Source organism: Klebsiella sp. JN_Kp127 (genome assembly GCF_040062505.1).
Taxonomy (GTDB): domain Bacteria; phylum Pseudomonadota; class Gammaproteobacteria; order Enterobacterales; family Enterobacteriaceae; genus Klebsiella; species Klebsiella quasipneumoniae.
Window position 1 is genome coordinate 214397 of record NZ_JBEAHS010000053.1, and the last position, 19057, is coordinate 233453.

Sequence of the window (19057 nt, forward strand, 5' to 3'; positions counted from 1 at the left end):
AAAGAAAAGGCCCCTTACGGGGCCTCTGTTAGCTAAATGAACTGCTGTCCGTCCGAAATGCGGTTGCGGTGATGTTCTCGAGTGTGCAGGTGTAATCAATCGCGGCAGTACGACCTGTCGCTTTGATAAAGAAGCCGACATTGTTGTAGTCAGCATCCAGGCGCGCGGCAAACCGCAATTCAAAGGCCGTGGTGCCGGCTGTGATATTACCGGCATCGACAAAGATACGGCGGGTTACCTCCTGCCCACCAATGTTGAACGTAATATCAGAGGTATACCCCAGGCCACTGCCCGTCCCATAGGTCTGGCACACCAGGGTGCAGGCCAGAACCACTGTCATGCTATACCCCCTGTTCTGATACGCACCGTTCCGCTGTACCGTCTGGTTACGGCGGAAAGTCAGGCTGTCGTAACTTTTGGCCACCGCAATGTCACCGATGAACGCATCCGCCTGGACAGTGCCACGGAACACGCCGCTATTCGCTTCGACCCTGCCACGGACGATCACGTTATTAAACTGCGAAGAGCCATCCTTGGCGATACGCCAGCCTTGCGACCCATCAACAAAGTTATTCGAGCGGATCTCGTTGCCGATCTTCGCGTTCGTGATGGAACCGTCCGCGATTTTGGTTGAGGTCAGGGAACTGTTTTTGATACGTGCCGTATCGATATACAGCTCATTGCCCTCGGCAATCATCACCGGCACTGCCGTCGCATTGTTACGGTTAAACAGCGAGAACCGGTCGGCGTAGAGGATCATGTCGCTCGTTTCACCATTGCTACCCAGCGTAATCCCCGCGCCAACATTCTTCCCGTTAACCGTCTCAACCTTCATCGACCACAGCGAACTCACCGTACCATTCACATCCGCCACGGTTTTAGCAGTGTTCTGAACGGAAGCGCTGAGATCCCCAACACTGGATGTCAGGGTCGTCTGCTGCGTTGCCAGCGCCTCCAGTGCCGTTGCATGCGTCTGCTGGGTACTGGTGATACTGGCCACCGATTTAATCGTGTTGTCCAGCGTCGTCTGGTTTTTGATGTTGGCGGCCGCCTGCGCGTCAATCTGCGACTGAAGCGAGGTATTCAGGCTGGCCTGTGTGCTCTGGCTGTCGCTCAGCGTCTTCGCCATGTTATCGACGCGGGAGTTGGCGTTATCCACTTTCGTGGCCAGTGCAGTCTGCTGCTGCGCCTGAGCGGTGATTTTCCCTTCGGCATCCGTTACGCGCGCCGTCAGGCCGCTCACAGCGCTCGCCGTCGCGTCAGAAGCATCCTGTGCCGCTTTCGCATCGGTAACATCCGTGATGACCAGATCGTCTATATACAGTGAATAGCCAGGGGTACCGTTGCCGGTGGCGCCACGGGTGGAGATCCAGACCACCGCGCGTGTTCTGCCCGCCCCGTTGTTACTGGCGATACCCGTGAATTTCACCCATTTATCGCGCGCTCCCAGAGAGGCTTCGCTGATAGTGACCGCCGCCTGCCAGGCATTTTGCCCGGCAGCATTCTGCGACTGGATACCGACCAGCGTCGTCCACCCGGAGGAGGGCGCCTGATCCGCCGGCATCATGGCCCAGAACTCAAACCGGAACTTCGCGTCCTCACGGACTGACTGCCAGGTGCCAAGCTGTTTATCGCTGTTGCCGCCGTTGTTCTCATCCCGTCTCAACTTCAGGCTCTTATCGCCGGTGAATTTCTGAGACGCCACCACAACGGCGGTACCGCTCCCGCCCAGCACCTGGCCATCGCTGTAGCTTTCAAATGTACCGTCAACCCACGGATTAGCTCCCTGAGTGCGGATGGTATTGATGGTGCTGGTCAGCGACGTGATGCTCTGCGACTGGCTGGTGATGGTGTTTTCCACTTGGCTGACGCGACCGGTCAGTGAACTCACCGCGGACGTGTCAGCCTTTTTCCCCAGCTCCGTATTCATCGTGGTCAGGCTGTTCTGCAGACTGGTGAGCTGCTGCGACTGCGAATCCAGTTTACCCTCAGCAGACGTCATCCGGGTGGTCAACCCGGTGACAGCGCTTTGCTCAGCCTTCTTACTGACCGCCGCATTCGTGACGGCCAGATCGCCGCTGAGTTTCGTCAGCTGCTGCGCCTGGGTGGTGATAGCCCCTTCCGCAGCGGTGACGCGGGTATTCATCTGAGAGATGGCCCCGGCGTTAGCCGCGATATCCTTTTCATCCGTAACATCGAGAACATGGAAATCATCAAAATACATTGCCCCCGCGCTGAGGAAGGTCGTCAGCTGGAAACTGGCCATTGTGGTCTTCGTGGCTTTCCAGTCAAACGTTACCAGTTGCCAGCCAGAACTAAACGGTCCGTAGTTTGAGCCGACCAGCAGGCCAGTGCTGTCGGCCACACGAAACTTCGTGTTACCCGCATCTTTAATCGTGGTCCCCGGATCCTGCTTCGCCCATACCCCCATGCGGTAGGTACGGCCTTGGGTGATACTGATTTCCTGTCCGACCAGGTTAGACTGGCCGGCAGACATTTTCAGTGCCTTGTTACCCGAGTGCGGAACCTGTAAATCGGCCACCGTTGCGGTACTGCTCCAGCCGGTAAAGCCCGCCGCGCCGCGCTCAAAACTGCCGTTGACAATGAGGTTGCCCGGCATTTTCCCGCTGGCGTCAATATCTGCTGCCGTCTGGCTCAGGCTGTTACTCAGTTGCGTCAAAGAATCCCCTTGCGCACTGAGTGTTTTGCCCTGCTCCGTGACCTGGTTTTGCAGGGTGTTCATCGCGCTTGCGTCCGCTTTTTTGTTCACGTTCGCATTCGTCGTGGCCAGATCGCTGCTGAGTTTTGTCAGCGCGCTGTTGGCTGCCGCGATGTCATTACCCTGCTGCGTCACCGTGCCCTGCAGCTGCGTCACCGCTGTCGTGTCAGCCTTTTTACTCACCGTATCGTTTGTCGAACGGAGGCTGTTCTCCAGCGAGGTGGTACGCGTGCCGATGCTGCTGAGCGTATCGCCCTGCTGGCTAACCGTGGTGGTCAGTGAATCCACCGCTTTTGCGGTCGCATCTGCGGTTTTCTGCGCGCTGTTCGCCGCCGTCACGTTACGCATATGCCAGTCGGCAGCGTACCAGACAGTGCCGAACGGGCTGCTCTGATTAACCTGCAGGAACGGTCGCAGGAAGTTCGTGTCTGCCGGCACAGTAAAGCGCCAGGTGGCTCGTTTCCACGCGGTGGTGGTCTTGGTGTTTCCCCCGGACGCTCTCGCCCCGATGCCACCAGTAGCAGTGGTGGCCCGACCGATGTAGAAATTAAAGTCAGCGCTGCCGGTACCACACGCTACCAGAGCAGACATTTCGTAAACGTCGCCCGGCGTCACGGCGATATTGTTGATTTTTGGCACATGGTCTCGCCCGGCCAGCCGGACGGCATACCTGAACGGGCAGTCAGCCGGCACACCATCGGCGGTGGTCTCCACCACGTCATAACCCATGCGGTCATACGCCGGATCAAATGACGGGTTTGGAATGTAATCATCCCCGGCAGCATTCCCGGCATTCACCGCCGCCGTCAGGCTGACGATGTTGCTGTTGGCTGCCGTGAGGCCTGCCTCGGTTTTCTCAACCCGGCCAGTCAGCGCGTTAAGCGCCGTCTGATCCGCTTTGGTGTTGACCTTATCGGTGGTGCTGCTCAAATCGCCCTGCAGCTTCGTGATAGCCTGCCCCTGGGAGGTGATTTTGCCTTCCGCACTGGTGACCCGGCTGGTGAGATCACTCACCGACTGCGCGCTGGCCTTTTGTGCCACGTTGTTGTTGGTGGTGTTCAGGCTGTTCTGCAGATTCGTGATGCTCTGAGACTGCGCGGTCAGCTGCCCCTCGGCATTCGTCACCCGACTGGTGATGCTGTTAATGGCCGATGTGTTCGCGGTAATACCGCTGGCTGCATCATCCGGACTCGGTGACCAGTCGGTCATCACGGTCCCAGTTTCCAGCTGAGGGCGGCAGAGCCAGACTTCTTTGTCGGCAGACGTCGCGCTTTCCAGACGCGCGGCAATCAGCCGTTTGGTGCCACTGGTGGCAGGAATAACCCATTTCACCCAGTAACGCGCCCATGCGGTGGTCAGTTTCGTGACCGCCTTGCCGTCACCGGCCCCGCCTTTAACGCCCTGGCTGGTTTCCGTGGTGGTGGTGTTCGACGGGTTATAGAAATAACTCGCCATCTCCTGCCCGTCATAAGCCCCTTTCGCATAGAAGCTGAATACAAATTCCGTACGCCCGGTAACGTCCAGCGTCTGTTCATCCAGCAGGGTATAACCGGATGCACCTTTCGCCAGCCGGGTGTAGGCCACGCGGTCGCCCAGATAGGTCTCTGTGGCGTGGCGGCTGCGCCATCCTTCCAGTGTGTCCGCATTGCGGATAAGGTTGGTCCCGCCCACGGCCAGGGAGGAAAAGTTGTTTTCCAGGTTCGTCAGCGCGCTGCTTTGCGTGGTCAGATCCCTGCCATGCTGTTCAACGGTATTCTGCAGGCTCTGCAGCGCCGTTGCATCAGCCTTCTTCGCCACATTGCTGTTAGTCGTGTTCAGGCTGTTCTGCAGGCTGGTCAGGCTGTCTCCCTGCGATTTCAGACCGCCTTCGGTAGCCGTCACGCGGGTCGTCAGATTCGTCAGCGCGCTGGCATCGGCCTTGCCGCTGATATCCTTACCAAGTTGCGTCACATCCGACTGCAGTTTCGTGATCGCGCTGCCCTGAGACGTAATATTCTTCCCGTTCTGCGTGACTGACGCGGACAGACTGGAAAGCGCCTGCGCATTCGCATCGGCGGCATCGAGCGCCGCTTTCGCATCGGTCACGTCAGTGATGATCAGATCATCAATCAGGAAGGCGTCACCCAGGCGAACTTTTGGTGTATTCGGGATGGAGATCCTCACCATTGCCTGTTTTAGCGCGGTTCGGTTGTTGGTCAGATAGCCACTGACTTTTGTCCAGTTGTCCACCGACAACTCGGAGACTTTCACGTTCAGGCCAGGCCACGACCAGCCATTGGCAGAATCCTGGAAGGAAAATCCGAGCACCATATAAACGGTCGGATCGGCAGTCGAGCCAGCCGGCAACTTAACCCACGCCTCCACGTAATAGACCGCGTTATCGCGAACCTGCATGCCTGAAAAGATATGGGTATCGTTATTATCCGTCGCGTTCGGGTTGTACTCCGTACTGCGCGTAACACGCAGGCTTTTGGTCCCGCTGTGAGCAGCTTCACTGGTGATAACGGCGCGGGCATTACTGAGAACATCGCCGACGGCATAGGATTCAAAACTGCCGTCCGGCAGTACGTTGGCTCCCCGTGTCGCCTGCTGCTTCAGCGATGTATTCAGGCTGGTCAGGCTGTCGGCCTGGCTACGGATATCCTTTTCAGTTTGGGTAACCCGGTTGGTCAGTGAACTGACCGCCGACGCATCAGCCTTCTTCGCCACATCGCCCTTGACCCCTTCCAGCGCGTTATTCAGCGCCGTGATGGATTGCCCCTGTGATGTCAGGGTGTTCCCCTGGTTCGTCACCGTCCCGGTCAGAGACGAAACAGCATCGCTGGTCGCCTTGATGTTGGTTTCATCGGTGATATCAAACACCCGGACTGAATCGAGCCAGATTTCACCGTTTGTCGGATGAGAATAAAGTTTGAAGTTCTGCCCGTCCGCGCCGGCAGCCGTCAATCCGGTTTCCCAGGTGATGGTTTGCCAGTCAGTGGTCAGCGTGACCGTTTTATCCTCATACGTACTGTCCGTCTGGCCGATTTTGTTCTGGCGACGGATCAGCAGACTCATCGCGCCGGAAACACCTTTGGCCTTCACCACCACCCGATACTTGCGCTGGCCATTCAGCGGCACCGGCTTGTTGTTGTTGGAGAAAATGCCTGGGCTGGTCGTGGTCGTCCGGTTCAGCCGTACCCCCGCTTTCCCGTCCCCGAAATCGCCAAAGGTCACACCGGCTGGATACTGAATATCCCAGGCAGTGCTGCCCTGCAGAAAATCAAAGTTCGGGATCAGGTTGTCGCCGGCGTTGCGGGTGGCCGTCAGCACATTCGCCAGATTTGTCAGCTGCTGGCTCTGTGTGGTCAGTCTCCCTTCCGCCTCTGTCACCCGGTTATCGACCGAAGTCAGTGCCGTTGCATCGGCCTTCTTCGACACATTGCTGTTGGTCGTGTTCAGGCTGTTCTGCAGGTTCGTCAGCTGCTGGCTTTGTGAGGTGATGGCCCCTTCCGCTGTGCTGACCCGGCTCGTCAGTCCGGTAACGGCGCCGGCGGTGGCATCGATGTCCACCCGGTCGGTAACGTCAGTGACGTAAAAATCATCGAAGTAGCGGCTGCCGCTAATCAGATAGTTACTCAGCGTCACCGGCAGGCTGGCTGTCTCCGTCGCTTTCCAGCGACCGGAAATCAGGGTCCAGTTTGTCCCCACCGTACCGCTGTTGTACGGACGCTCAAAAACCGGCTGGCCGGCAGAGTTGCCGATCCGCAGCTTGTTGTTCCCCGCGCCATTATCCGTCGTCGCTCCGGGTTCCTTGACCCACACCCCGATTTCATAGGTTCGCCCCTGAACAAACGGGATGTATTGCCCCGGAGTCACATTCCCCGGATCAACCTTCAGCGCCCGCGTCCCGCCGTGAGGAACGGAAACCTCCACCACACTGGTCGCGGTTGACCGCCCGGTGTAACCATCCAGCCCGCGTTCAAACGAGGGATTCACGACCAGGTTACCCGGTATCTGACCGCTGGCATCGAGATCTGCCGCGACCTGCGAGAGGCTGTTCGACAGATTCGTCAGCGAATTGCTCTGGCTCTCCAGCGTTTTACCCTGCTGCGTCACTTTCGTGTCGAGCGTGGCCAGCGCAGTCGCATCGGCTTTCTGCGCCAGCGCTTTATCGGTATTCGCCAGATTTCCGGTCAGTTTCGTGATGGCGCTGTTCGCAGCCGTCAGGTCATTGCCCAGCTGTGTGACGGTATTGGTCAAATCCTGCAACGCTGTCGCATCAGCCTTTTTGGCCACTGCGGCATTGGTGGTTGCCAGCCCGTTTTCCAGCTGGGTTGTCCGGTTGCCGGTCGAGGTCAGCAGATTACCCTGTTGCGTCACGGTGGTGGTCAGGGAGTCAACCGCCGCCGCCGTGGCATCCGCAGTATCCTGAACCTTTTGCGCCGCTGTCACATTTCGCATATGCCAGTCCGTAACGAACCATACGGTGCCATACGGGCTGTTCTGCGAGATCTGCAGGAACGGGCGGATATAACCCCTGTCCACCATCGCCTGCGTGACCTTGAAGCGCCAGGTGGTTCTCTGCCAGGTCGCGGAAGGTGATTTTCCGCCCCCCGCCATGAGTGGCGCACCGGTGCTCGTATCTGGCCGAACGGCGGTGCCAACATACAGATTAAAATTCGCCGTGCCGGCGCCGCAGGCAACCAGTGCGCTGATCTCAATCACATCGTTAAGCGTGGCCGGGAACGCGGCAAAGTTAGGATGGTGATCCCGGCTGGCAATTCTGGCCGCATAACCATACGGGCAGCCAGGAGGGACCTCCTCAGCCGTCGTGGATAAGACGCTAAACCCCATCTGGTCGTAAGCCGGGTCAAATGTCGGGTTGGGAATTAAATCTCCACCTGATGCGTTTCCGGCCCGTACAGCGGATTTCAGCGAGGTAATGTTGGCGTTAGCAGCCGTCAGCCCGGATTCCGTCTTCTCCACTCGTCCGGTTAACGAGTTCATCGCCGTCTGATCGGCTTTGCTGGACACGTTCGCGTCTGTCTGCGTCAGCGCATTCCGGAGCTGGGTGATGCTCTGCGAATTGCTGACCACATCGTTGCCAATCTGGCTGACATTCGAGCTGAGCACGCCGGCTGCGTTTGCCAGCGCCGAAACCCCGAGACCGGAGTACATCTCAGCAACCTTGTCTGACACCTTCAGGCCCAGGTTGATATACGCCTGGCCGGTCCACTGATTCACCAGAAAATCAACGGTGTTCCAGCCGGTTTTCAGTTCAAAACTGACGGTATTCCAGCTGGCGTTACCCCAGGCGACCTGAACCCCATTCACAAATATGGCGCCGGTATCATCAAAAACCCTGGCGCCGGGCGCCAGTGTGATGGTGGTATCTGCTGCCACTTTCACCTGGCAGGAATACTGCGCGATCAGATAGCTGCCGGCGGACGTAAAGTCCAGTTTGGCCGCGTCAGCCACCTCATCCACGACCGTTGGCGCCACGGCGCGAATATCGCTGAATGACGGGACTGTCCCGGCGGTAGCCAGCAGCACAGGATAGATCCGACGGGACCAGCGATTCGCCTGGCCATTGACCAGTTGATTCGACAGGCTGGTGATGCTGTCAGAATTGCTGCGAATATCCCGCCCGTTTTGCTCTATCTGCTGCGTTAAGGCAGTGACCGCAGCCGCCTCCGCTTTCTTCGCCAGCGCGGCATTTGTCGTGCCCAAATCGCTCGTCAGTTTCGTGATGGACTGACCCTGGCTGGTTATCCTGTCGCCCTGCTGGGTAACAACAGACTGCAGCCCGTTCAGCGCCTCGTTCGTACCAGCCAGGCCCGTTTCCGTCTGGCCAACCCGGTTAGTGAGCGATGTTAACGCGGCGCCCTGCGATGTCAGCGTGGCGCCCTGTTGCTCAACTTTCTGCGTCAGGGACGTCAGCGCGGCCGCATCGGCTTTTTTCCCGAGGCTGGTTTCCAGGCCACCGATACGGCTCGCCTGCGCGCTCTGCTCTGTCGTCAGAGAACTCAGCTCACCAGAAACAGCAGCTTTGTTGTCGTTAAACTGCGTCTGCAGGGACTCTCTGGCCTTAACCTCTGCCGAGATGGCGGTAACGCGCGCGGTTTTTTCCTGGTACAGCAGCCCGGAGGTGACTTTATCCAGATCGCTGCCCTCATAGGAGCCACGCATCTGCGCCGCCAGCGTGCTGCGTGCCTGCGCTTCGGCAGTCAGCGCGTTGCTCAGCGTACTGCGCACATCCTGCAGAGCCGCCGTACTGGCGCCGGGTGCTGGCCGGCCAACGGCGATCCAGTCAAATAACAGATAGTTGTCCGCATCCTGGCCCGTTGTGAAATCGAAGCGGAAACGACGAATCGTTGTCGAATCCCGCCACTCAATGTCGTGCAGGGTCAGAATCGCAATACCCTTGTCATCGTATTCCGGCTCACTGATAACCACGGAGCGACCAGCATTCCAGCCGGTTTCATCAGCGCCGATCCAGAACATTTTGGCATTCCAGGTTGGGTTGCCAACCTTTTTAATGCGCATCTTAATGAAACGATAAGCATGGGCATCGATCGTCAGGCCGTTAGGAGATCGACAGGTTGAAGTCGAATTGTTGGCTTTCAGCCAGCCATCGCTGGTGACGCTCATTGGCGTGTAGCCGTTGTCGTCTTCCGTCCAGCCTTCGGCATCCTTGTCGAAATACCAGATTTCCAGAGCGTCAAACTGCTCCCCTGTGCCAGCGGCAATCTGTGAGATCTGGCGTGCCAGATTTTCGTCACCGGAGGTCACGGCCTCAGACAGGCTCTCGATACTCGCCTCAATCCCCTGCGTTGCCGCCAGCAGTTCATCAGCGGCCTGTGCCGCCTTCGCGTTAACATCAGCGATACGATCCGCGGTCTCCTGTTTCACCGCATTGGTCAGCGTGGTGTTGACCTGAGACAGCGACTGCTTCAGGCCATTCTCGGCAGTTTTAATCTGCGCATTCAATGCGGCATCACCGTCGGCCAGCGTTTTGCTGACCCTGGCAATCTCCAGGTCGATGGTGGCGTTGATTTCCGTAGCCGTATCAGTGACTGACTGTCTTACCTGGGTAATGCTGTCGGTCAGCGACTGGTTCACAGTTGCGATCTGCTTGTTCGCATCTGCGACGGCGGATTTTGCCTCCTGAACGCCTTTGTTTGCCTGAGCCAGACCAGAATCGAGAGCCTCATTGACCGAGGTGATCTCATCCGTGATGGTTTTATTCACGGCGGAGATCTTCCCGTCAACATCAGCCGTGATGCTTTTCGCCGATGCATCAATATCCTGGCTGACCTGCTTCGCCTGGTCTTCGGCTTCCTTGCGCAGAGCTTCAGCGGTCTGCTCCAGTTCCTGCTGCGTATTGCGGATACCTTCCTGCGTTTCGCTAATGGTGCGCTGCGTTTCCTCCCAGGCAGCCGTATCCTTGATCGCGTCGGTCAGGTTTTCGTAGTAGTCATCAAAGTTATCGCTGGCCATCCCCTGGACCCAGCCGGTCCACGGGCTTTCATTGCCAAGACGATCCACAAGGCGCGCCCGATACCAGAATTCTGCGCCCATACTGAGGCCCATCTGCTGATAGCTTTTCCCCGGGTAGGCCACGTCTGATAACGGCATCGGTGCACTGCCGTCCTGATTTTTGCTGTACTGCAGTTCCGTGCGCAGCGTATCCCCGGAGCCGGTCGGGAACTCCCAGCTAACCTGGACCCCATGAACCAGCGAACGGGTTGCCAGCGCCAGCGGTGCCAGCGGCTCGCCGACCTTGCCGGTCAGGGTTTTCTCTTCGGAATACGCCCACCCGCTCGAGATCTCCGCCGCATTTATCGCGCGGACACGAACCAGATAACGACCGGCATAAATGCCGCTGACCTCAAACGAGGTGGTCGAGCTGCGCGGCACATTAATCCAGTTCCCGTCGTTACGGCGCCACTGTGCCTCGTAGGCAATAGCGCCGCTGACCGCTGACCAGTTAACCTGCATCGTTTCGACGCTGATCCCCTGATTCACGACCGAGCGGGATGTGATGACAATATCGTCAGGAGGTGACTGGTTGCCCGCCGGCAATACGCTAACCGGGCGCTGGTCGATAATAGCGCCGGTATCGATGCGCGCGAATTTATCCGGGTCATGTGCCACGCCGGTGATCGTGAGGGTGGCATCGCTGTTCTCTTTTACCCCTGTAACCCGGTACTGCTGCAGGAAGAGGTCATCGGATTCAACGGCCCAGACGCATTCCCGTTCTGGCGTCTCACTGTACGCCGTGGTGACCGTAATCTGCCGGCGTCCGTTAACAGCCTGAATAGTCCGGCTCTGTGAGATCCCGGATGGCAGGTTTAGCTGGAGGCGGTCGCCAGGTTTGGCATCCACATCACGATCCAGCGTAATCACCCGGCCATTCACCGCGCTGATTCGCCCGCCGTTGACCCGTCCGGCCAGCAACTCATCCGCCAGGGCAATAATATAGCCGGGTTGAGGAATGCGACCGTCCAGCCCGACATCAATTTCGACCATGCGGTCCTTATTGTTGGTCAGTATGCCCCACAGCCCCTTACGGTGGGCTTCGCTCTGGCGCGTACAGCCAATCGCCGTCATTTCGAGCTGGTTAAAACTGTAGCGGGAAACCAGTTCCGGGATAAATGCCGGCTCCATTGCATCAGCATAAGCATTATCCGGATCAGACCAGGAAACCAGGGCGTTGGTGTACCGAACCTGGCTGCTGCTGCTCGAATAACGGGGTTTGCCGATAATATTGGCGCGCGTATAGGTAAAATCGACATCACGCGGCATATCAGCCTGCACAACAATCTGCTCACCGTTCCAGCAGGTCATGCCCCGGAAAATGGCGGCAAAGTCTCGCAGCACGGTGTAAGCATCGTTGCGTTCCTGAACGTAGACGTTACAGGTATAGCGCGGCTCCATGCCGTCACCACCGCGCCCGTCAGGAACCAGCTGATCGCAGTACTGTGCAATCTGGTACAGCGTCCATTTCGAAATATTGGCGCTGCTCAGACGATTACCGAGACCAAAACGGTCAGCTATAACAATGTCGTAATAGATCCAGGCCGGGTTATCCGTCCAGGCCCATTTAAACCCGCCGGTCCAGACGCCGGTATATTCGCGGGTTTCCGGATTGTAGTTATCCGGCACACGAATCACGCGCCCGCGCGGCTCACAGGAAATTTGCGGAATGGAGCCATTAAACTGGCTGGAGTCGAACTCGATATAAAGCAGCGCGGTGTTGGGATAACGCAGCTTCGCGTCAATCACTTCGGTATAGCTCTGCAGCGTCATCACGTCGCCAGTTTTGACACTGTTTGCATCCGGAGAGATTTTACGCAGGCGTAGCGTCCAGGTACTGCCGGCCTGGGGCAGATCAATACGATGGCTCCGCTCATAACCGGAGGTGGTTTTACCCGTGACAGCGGTTTCCAGAACCGTCTGCCAGGCGCCGCCGTCGGTCTGCAGGTCAATCGCATACTTGACGGTATTGCCCACCACGTCGCCGTCATCTTCCTGTTTCATCAGGGACGGCCATTTCAGACGAACACGAACGGCAGAAAGCTGGGTATTAGTAAAGGTATGGGTCCAGGCTGTCTTGCTGGAAACTTCCGTTCCTACACTGATTTCATTTTCAGTACCGGGAATACCCTGAATATAAGTCTGAGCCTGCGTGCCGGGGCGAAATTCCCAGGATACTCCACTGAAGTTTTGCGAACCATCAGCATTTTCAAGCGGGGTGCCATCAAGATAAATATCTTTCCCGGTTAAACCACCTGCAAATTCACCCTCACCTAATGCGAGCAGAATTTTGGCTTTCGCAACGGACTGTAAATCATCCGGCTGTTCCGTCGGTGTACGCTGCTTTGAGCCGCCACCCTTGCGCCCTTTAATTATGTTATTTGCCATATTACGCCCATAAAAAAAGCCACCGCAAGGTGGCCTGAATTGGATGGTTTAGTGAATAAATCTTATTGCTGGTCTTCTACGTAAATACCGGCAGATATAATGGCGCCGCCAATTCGCCGTTTGCCATAAAGCAAAGGGACTGGGTATCCCTGAGAGGCAGTATTCGTCACGCCCCCAAAGGCGTAGGACGCTTTATTGTCAGCAGATTCTTTTCGTGCCAGGCCTGCTGGCTGCGGGGAAAGCATCTGAACGACGCCGCCGAGCATCATGGCAGCGCCAAATTTGGCTGCTCCATACCCCACTGCAGATAAAGTCCCACCACTGGCATAACCCACAATGACGCCGACAACGACAAGAACTGCACCAAGAATTGTTTGTAATGCTCCCGCTTTTTTACTACCAATGATTACAGGAATAATACGAATTACTTCACCGGTTACAGGAAAACCTAAATCATCGACTCCAATATTCTTATCACCTTTGAATACTGCATAGGTTAACCCACGCTCCTCACTAGATATCATGAATTTTTCAAAGCCTGGGATAGTTTTTGCCAGCGCTTCTCCTGCTTCATGTGTGCAGGAAATTAGCCGATGGTGAATTTTCCCAAACCTTTTACCTAATGGTCCGCTCAATTCAATTCGCGTCATTACTTCTTGCATTTTTTCTCCATAAAAAAACCCGCATTTAGCGGGATTTTTTTAATTAAGGGTCGTGGGCCTTATGTCCATATTTCCATCACCGTCAGTAAATATACGTACATATTTATGCTCGCTTTTCCTTAAACTAATAAATCTCTCCTGCCTATCCCCTGAATAGCTACAAAGCCCTTTACCCTCAAGGTTTACGCCAACCGCCCATTCACCGGCAGGAAGATAAAATGTAGCTTTCTCTTTCGTATCTAACTTCGCTGAACGCTCACCGTTTAGATAGACTGTTGCGTAACACCCCCCACCAACCATACCCTTATCTCGAATTACAGTTAGACTGCCATATCCATCCGAGTCGCTTTGATATTTTAAGAGTCGTTCCTTTGGTGCCTGCATTGCTTTACTCGGAGGAACGGCTGATGTCGCGCATCCCGTTATAGCTAATATCGCTAATGCCAGAGCTATTTTCTTCATCGCTGTGTCCCTTTTGCTTTTAATTCAAATGCCACAAAAGATTAACACAGAGAATGGTATCGAACGATTTTCATTGTCCTTTCCATCCAGTACCCACCATACGGCACACGCTTGCTGAGATGGCCATACAGGTGATGCAGCAGCAGGTTCCCTTCCAGCAGAATCCCGGCGTGGTTCCACTTATCCGCCTGCACCTGCATGATCACCATATCACCCGGTTGCGGTGGACCATCAAACTCACGGAACCCGCATTCATACCAGCAGTCCTGATAAAAATTGTCCGGATACTCCTTTTCCCACCACGGATAATCGACGCGGTAATCGTGCAGCTCGATGCCGTGGGTTTGCCGAAAATAGCTCATCACCAGGCCCCAGCAATCGTAGTGGCCCAGCACGAATGGTCGCTCGAGGAGCGGCAACTCACCACGCGGGTGAATGGTACGGAGATCGCCTTCTGGCCAGCTGATAATATGCCAGGGGAGAAGGGTCGCGTCGCATTGCGCTTTATCCAGTTCGCTCGGCTGGGTGGTGGCATCAGGATGGCTGTGAACTATACCGGTGATCGTTCCCCATTCCTCAACCTCCGCATAATCCTCCGGCGCCAGCACAAAATTATCTTTCGACTCTGTGGCCAGGTTCCGGCAGGGGAAATAACGCTCCGCTTGCCCCCTCTGGGCGACGAGGCCGCAGGCCTCGCGCGGATATTCTGCGGCCGCATGTTCCTGGATGGCCTTAATCGTTTTCTGACGCATATCAGCTCCTGATTAATGAGGTGCCGGGGAACCCGCCAAACGGCAGTTCACTATTCTCACCATGACGTAATTTGCAGGCCGTGAGCGTTCCATTGCAGACATCCTGCGACGGGTCATCAACTGGCTGATTGTTCCTGTCAAAATACCGGGTGCCGGCATAGTCGCACCCGTTACCGCTGCGGTATTGATTGCGGGTACACCAGGTACAAATCGCATGCAGCTGGCGAGTGGGGATCATCATCCCCTGCAGGGCAAAAGGGCTGGAGAGAGTAAATTCCACCTTCTCATCGTCTTCATAATGCTTTACGTCAATGAAGAAGAGGCGCCGTTTCTCCTGCGTCGGATCGGCTGAGGCATTCCCGTCCGGAAAGTTCTTCGCATCGAGATACTGTTTTTGCGTGTCGTGGATGACAACCCGCGCGAGAGCCAGATCGTCGTAATGAAGACAGAGCGCGGATATCTTCCCGTCGATATTCCCTACCCGCAGCGTTGGCTGCGCGTCGCTGCCCGTGGTGGAGGACTCGATCCCTTCGATTTCACATGGCCAGGCTTTATACTCCCGCCCCTGCCACCAGATGCTTTTCGCCGGCAGCTTATCCAGGTCGCCGCCAGCGGCGAGGATTTCGGCTGCAGTATGGGGAACGTTATAGCCGTGGAAATACAAAACCTCGTCCAGGCCAAACGCCTGGCCATCGATCTCCAGGAGACGAACCTCATCGCCTGGCTCTAACTTCTGATAATTCGCGTTAAGGCTCATGGTTTAAATGCCTGAATAAAAGTGGCTGAAAGTGAGTAATTTCCGCCGCCCAGCGGCACCGGTTTATATTGTTCGCAGCGGAAAAGCCCCACCTCTTCCAGAGGCGGGGTCCACTGAAACGCGCGGGTGCCGGCATGACGGTCGAGGAACTGCTTAATCGGTCGGATATAGTCCTCCGTACCGACAAAACTCAGCTCCCAGTCCTGTGATCGGGTGTTAATACCATCGCCGGATACCTGCGCATACCCGTCACCGAATTGCGCCTTCCGGACACGAAAGTTAACGGTCTGCTGGGGATTAACCCGCGGACTCCAGGTGAATATCTCAATAGCCATCAACGTTGCCCTTTAACTGCATTCCAGACCATCCCGCCAGGTCGCATATCCTGCGCCATCAGCTCCCTGTATTTTTTCTCCACAAACGAGCCAATCTGCTGGCCAAACTGCTCAAAACCAGACGGCGCCTGCGTTGAGGTGTTTCCGCCTTCAATCGTGATATAGACTTTTGGCCCTTCCGACGCGCCGGCGTTCTGACCACCACCGACAGCGCGTACACCCAGCGAACCATCGCCGGCACGCGTCAGTGGCATGATGGCCTCCGGCCCGGCCTCGCCAAATACGCCGGCCCCTTTTGCGAAAGCGAAGAACTGCGGAGAATCGTAGACTTGGTTACTGTATGCACTCAGCGACGGTGAGTCGTAAACGCCGCCTTTGGCGTTAAACTGGAAGTTACTGGCGGCATTCTGGATCGCCGTCCCCGAACCTGCATCTGCAGCACCTGCGGCGCCCGTGAAAACGCTGGTCCCGACGCCCACCACGCCCATAATGGTTTGCATGACAGAACTGGTGACCAGCGCCTGAGCGGCCATATCAACGAGGTTTTTTATGACCGACTGCGTGAGCGAGGAAAACAGGTCAGCCATGTTCTCCTTAAAGCTTCTCGTCCGCGTCAGCATGCTCGTCAGGAAGTTGCTTGAGCGCTCATGGGCCGTTTCAAATAACCCGACGGCCAGGCTCTGGAATTCTCCCTGTGATCGGTATAACTCCAGCGACGTCTGATACTGCGCATCGGCGGATTCTTTCGTCGCCTTCTGCATCAGCATTTCGTACTGTTCTTTGCTGATCGCGCTGCCCTGGTAGTACGCCTGCAGCAATGCCTGCCGCTGCGCAAGCTGATTGCGCAGCGAGACCAGTGGATCAACTTCGCCGGCGATATCCAGTGCCGGCGCAGCGATTTCATCGGCATGCGCCTGCAGCAGCTCTTTCGCGGTATCTCTGGCCAGCGTTATTCGTGCGGCCTGGTACTCTTTTTCATCAAGAAGGCGGGCTTTGAAAAGCTCAGCCAGGTCCCGGCTGGCTTCCTGCTCTTTTCGCAGAGTTTCCCGGGCGGGGGAATACTGCGCGGCCAGATCCAGTCGCTGTTTCTGGTAGTTCTCTGCGTTCATTAACAGCGCGCGCTGCAGGTCAGCATCACTGGCGCCATTTTTCTTCGCCGCTTCCTGCAGCTCCCTGTTACTGTCCTTTTCCTGCAGGTTAATTCTGGCCAGGCTGGACGCATGGGCTTCTTCAATTTGCTGCCGCAGCGTTTTGAACTGGTCGACCTTGGACTTACTGCCTTTCCCCGTGCCGGTACCGCCATCTCCGCCCCAGGGATTTCCCTCTCCGGTCTCTTTGGGGGGCGTGCTCAACGCCCCTTTCAGATCGTCCGTAAGGGAGGTTATTTTTCCCGATAAACCCAGCTGAGCCAGTGTTTTTGCATCACTGACACGCTTAATGTTTTCCTCGGTTTTGCGGAGTCCCTCGTTAACGCTATCGAGATCCGCCCGTGCACGCGCCTGGCCTTTTGTTACCCCTTCCAGCTGGCCGAAGGGGTCAAACCCTTTCAGGCTGTCGATACGACTGTCGGCATCCTGAATCTCTTTCATCAGCTGGTTACGCTGCACGACCTGGTTTTCGTACTGATCCTCCAGGTCGAACTGCTTCACATTTAACTGGTTAAGCGAGAGGCGCATCAGCGCTTCACTGGTTTCGACTACGGCATCTTTTAAATCAATGGCTGACTGCCTGGCCTCCTTTGCTTTCTCATGAAAGTAAAGGAGGCCCGAACCGGCCAGCATCGCGGCGCCGAACGGACCACCGATTAAATTTAATGCGCCTCTTGCCAGCCCCACCGCAACGGAGGCCGCGCGGGCTGATATCGACAATTGCCGGTTTGCCGCCGCCAGTTTCAGTTTCGCCTGGCTGGCCAGGTTCGTTTGCTCAGTTTCCTGCCGGATAAGCCGGGTAAACTCATCCTGGTAACTGATATTCATCCCGTACTGTTTAGCCGTCCGCTCCATCTGCCGGTAATGGCCAAACTCAGCGTCGTTCTGTTTCAGGATGGCAGCTGTCGAATCCAGCGTTTTGCGGGCAATATCCGCATCAGCCTGCGCCCTCGCTTTTACCGCCGCCTGGCTTTCCCGCCAGGCCGCGATATTCTCCCGCAGCCCTGCAGTCAGTTTCGTGGATAGCACGGGGATCAGGCTGTAAAGCGCCACGCTGGAGACGGTGTTGAAATTGTCTGCCAGGCTGTTCAGCGCCTCCGTGGCAACCTGTATCCCGCTGCGGAGTGGCCCGTTACTGCTCTGGCCGATCTTAATGACCATCCCCTCAAACGCACTGCTCAGCCCCAGCAAATCGCCGTTCAGGTTGTTAACCCTGATGGATGCCTGCTCATGCGCCGTTTTGGTACCGGTCAGGGAAGCGGTCAGCTCATCAAGCTTTGAACGGTTCTGGACCAGGATAGACGCCGCATTCAGGTTCTCCACGCCAAACAGTTTTACGGCCTGGGCCGTGGAGAGATTTTTCCCGGAAAGAGTGGTCAGCGCCTGGCTGAGACCAACCACGGACGGCTTGAGGCTCTTGTCTGTGCCCTTTTCCAGGTTCAGGATGACGTTACGCAGCGCCGTGCCGGCTTCCCCGCCTTTAATTTCACGCTCTGCCAGCACCTGAATCGCGGCATTCAGCTGCTCAAAACCAACGCCGGCCTGTGCGGCTGCGACGCCACCATTTTTAATGGCGGCCGCTGTATCCACAATCTCCGACGATCCGTACTTCGCGCCGGCAGCCAGCACGTTGATATAACGATCCGCTTCCTGCGCGCTCGCCCCGTACTGGTTTAAGGAGAGCGCCAGCGTTCTGGTCGCATCGGGCAGCGTTGTGCCGGCGGCCTGCGCCAGGATAAGCGCGCTGTTCGTAGCCTTCTGCAGTCCATCGGACGTTTTTAAAAGCTCCGGTTTAGCCGACGCCATCAGCTTTAACGCTTCGGCGGCCTGGCTGGCGCTGTACTCTGTCGTGCGCCCCATTTCCTGCGCAGCCAGATCCAGCGCTTTCATTTCAGCTGCAGTCGCACCGGTGATGGCCTGCAGGTCTGATAATGCCTGTCCATATTGTCTGGACGTGGTGACGATCGTGCCGATGGAAAGGCCGGCTCCTGCAAGCCCCGCCAGCCGGCTGGCCATCCCGGATATCGACAGACCGACCTTCTTATAGGCGTCCTCCGTCTTTTTCGCGTTCGCCTGGGCATTACGGTTAAACCGTCGTGACTGGTTCTCCGCATCGCCATACGCTCCCAGCAGCTGGGATTTAAAACTGGCTGCGTTCAGGTGCAGCCCGACCGCTAAAGATGCGACGTCTGCCATTACATTAATGCCCTCATGACTGCCGCGCATTCATCATCGACCCGGGATGGCGCAGGTGTGGTTTCGGTAGGTGGCGCGTTTTCATCGCCAGGACGGCGGAAAGTGCCCTGTTTCAGG

7 protein-coding genes are annotated in these 19057 nt (G+C 56.7%); all 7 read right to left on the minus strand.

Features of this window, described 5'->3' with window-relative positions:
• Positions 1-28: 28 nt before the first annotated feature.
• The 7 genes from ABLV04_RS23095 to ABLV04_RS23125 all read right to left on the minus strand — a co-directional run bounded on the left by ABLV04_RS23095 (position 29) and on the right by ABLV04_RS23125 (position 18940).
• A complete protein-coding gene (locus tag ABLV04_RS23095; RefSeq protein ID WP_348816232.1) occupies positions 29-12628 on the minus strand; it encodes a DUF1983 domain-containing protein in 12600 nt (4199 codons plus the stop codon).
• Positions 12629-12690: 62 nt separating this feature from the next.
• The gene (locus tag ABLV04_RS23100; RefSeq protein ID WP_130943506.1) at positions 12691-13290 is read right to left on the minus strand and encodes a tail assembly protein; all 600 of its coding nucleotides are present in this window, start codon (positions 13288-13290) and stop codon (positions 12691-12693) included.
• Between the two features lie 39 nt (positions 13291-13329).
• Complete coding sequence (locus ABLV04_RS23105; protein WP_135704288.1) at positions 13330-13752, minus strand: hypothetical protein; 423 nt, start codon at positions 13750-13752, stop codon at positions 13330-13332.
• A 41-nt stretch (positions 13753-13793) separates the two neighbouring features.
• Positions 13794-14504, minus strand: a complete 711-nt coding sequence (locus ABLV04_RS23110; protein ID WP_348816233.1) for a C40 family peptidase — start codon at positions 14502-14504, stop codon at positions 13794-13796.
• Position 14505: 1 nt separating this feature from the next.
• Complete coding sequence (locus tag ABLV04_RS23115; protein WP_064141495.1) at positions 14506-15261, minus strand: phage minor tail protein L; 756 nt, start codon at positions 15259-15261, stop codon at positions 14506-14508.
• Positions 15258-15596, minus strand: a complete 339-nt coding sequence (locus ABLV04_RS23120) for a phage tail protein (protein WP_032418052.1) — start codon at positions 15594-15596, stop codon at positions 15258-15260. Before ABLV04_RS23120 ends, ABLV04_RS23115 begins: the two co-directional genes overlap by 4 nt.
• Positions 15596-18940: a phage tail tape measure protein gene (locus ABLV04_RS23125; RefSeq protein ID WP_348816234.1), complete on the minus strand. Its 3345-nt coding sequence runs from the start codon at positions 18938-18940 to the stop codon at positions 15596-15598. Before ABLV04_RS23125 ends, ABLV04_RS23120 begins: the two co-directional genes overlap by 1 nt.
• Between the last annotated feature and the right edge of the window lie 117 nt (positions 18941-19057).

What these genes read in the sequence shown, in the direction of transcription:
- ABLV04_RS23095 (WP_348816232.1), bottom strand. Translation starts at nt 12,628, where the DNA reads ATGGCAAATAACATAATTAAAGGGCGCAAGGGTGGCGGCTCAAAGCAG.
- ABLV04_RS23100 (WP_130943506.1), bottom strand. Translation starts at nt 13,290, where the DNA reads ATGCAAGAAGTAATGACGCGAATTGAATTGAGCGGACCATTAGGTAAA.
- ABLV04_RS23105 (WP_135704288.1), bottom strand. Translation starts at nt 13,752, where the DNA reads ATGAAGAAAATAGCTCTGGCATTAGCGATATTAGCTATAACGGGATGC.
- ABLV04_RS23110 (WP_348816233.1), bottom strand. Translation starts at nt 14,504, where the DNA reads ATGCGTCAGAAAACGATTAAGGCCATCCAGGAACATGCGGCCGCAGAA.
- ABLV04_RS23115 (WP_064141495.1), bottom strand. Translation starts at nt 15,261, where the DNA reads ATGAGCCTTAACGCGAATTATCAGAAGTTAGAGCCAGGCGATGAGGTT.
- ABLV04_RS23120 (WP_032418052.1), bottom strand. Translation starts at nt 15,596, where the DNA reads ATGGCTATTGAGATATTCACCTGGAGTCCGCGGGTTAATCCCCAGCAG.
- ABLV04_RS23125 (WP_348816234.1), bottom strand. Translation starts at nt 18,940, where the DNA reads ATGGCAGACGTCGCATCTTTAGCGGTCGGGCTGCACCTGAACGCAGCC.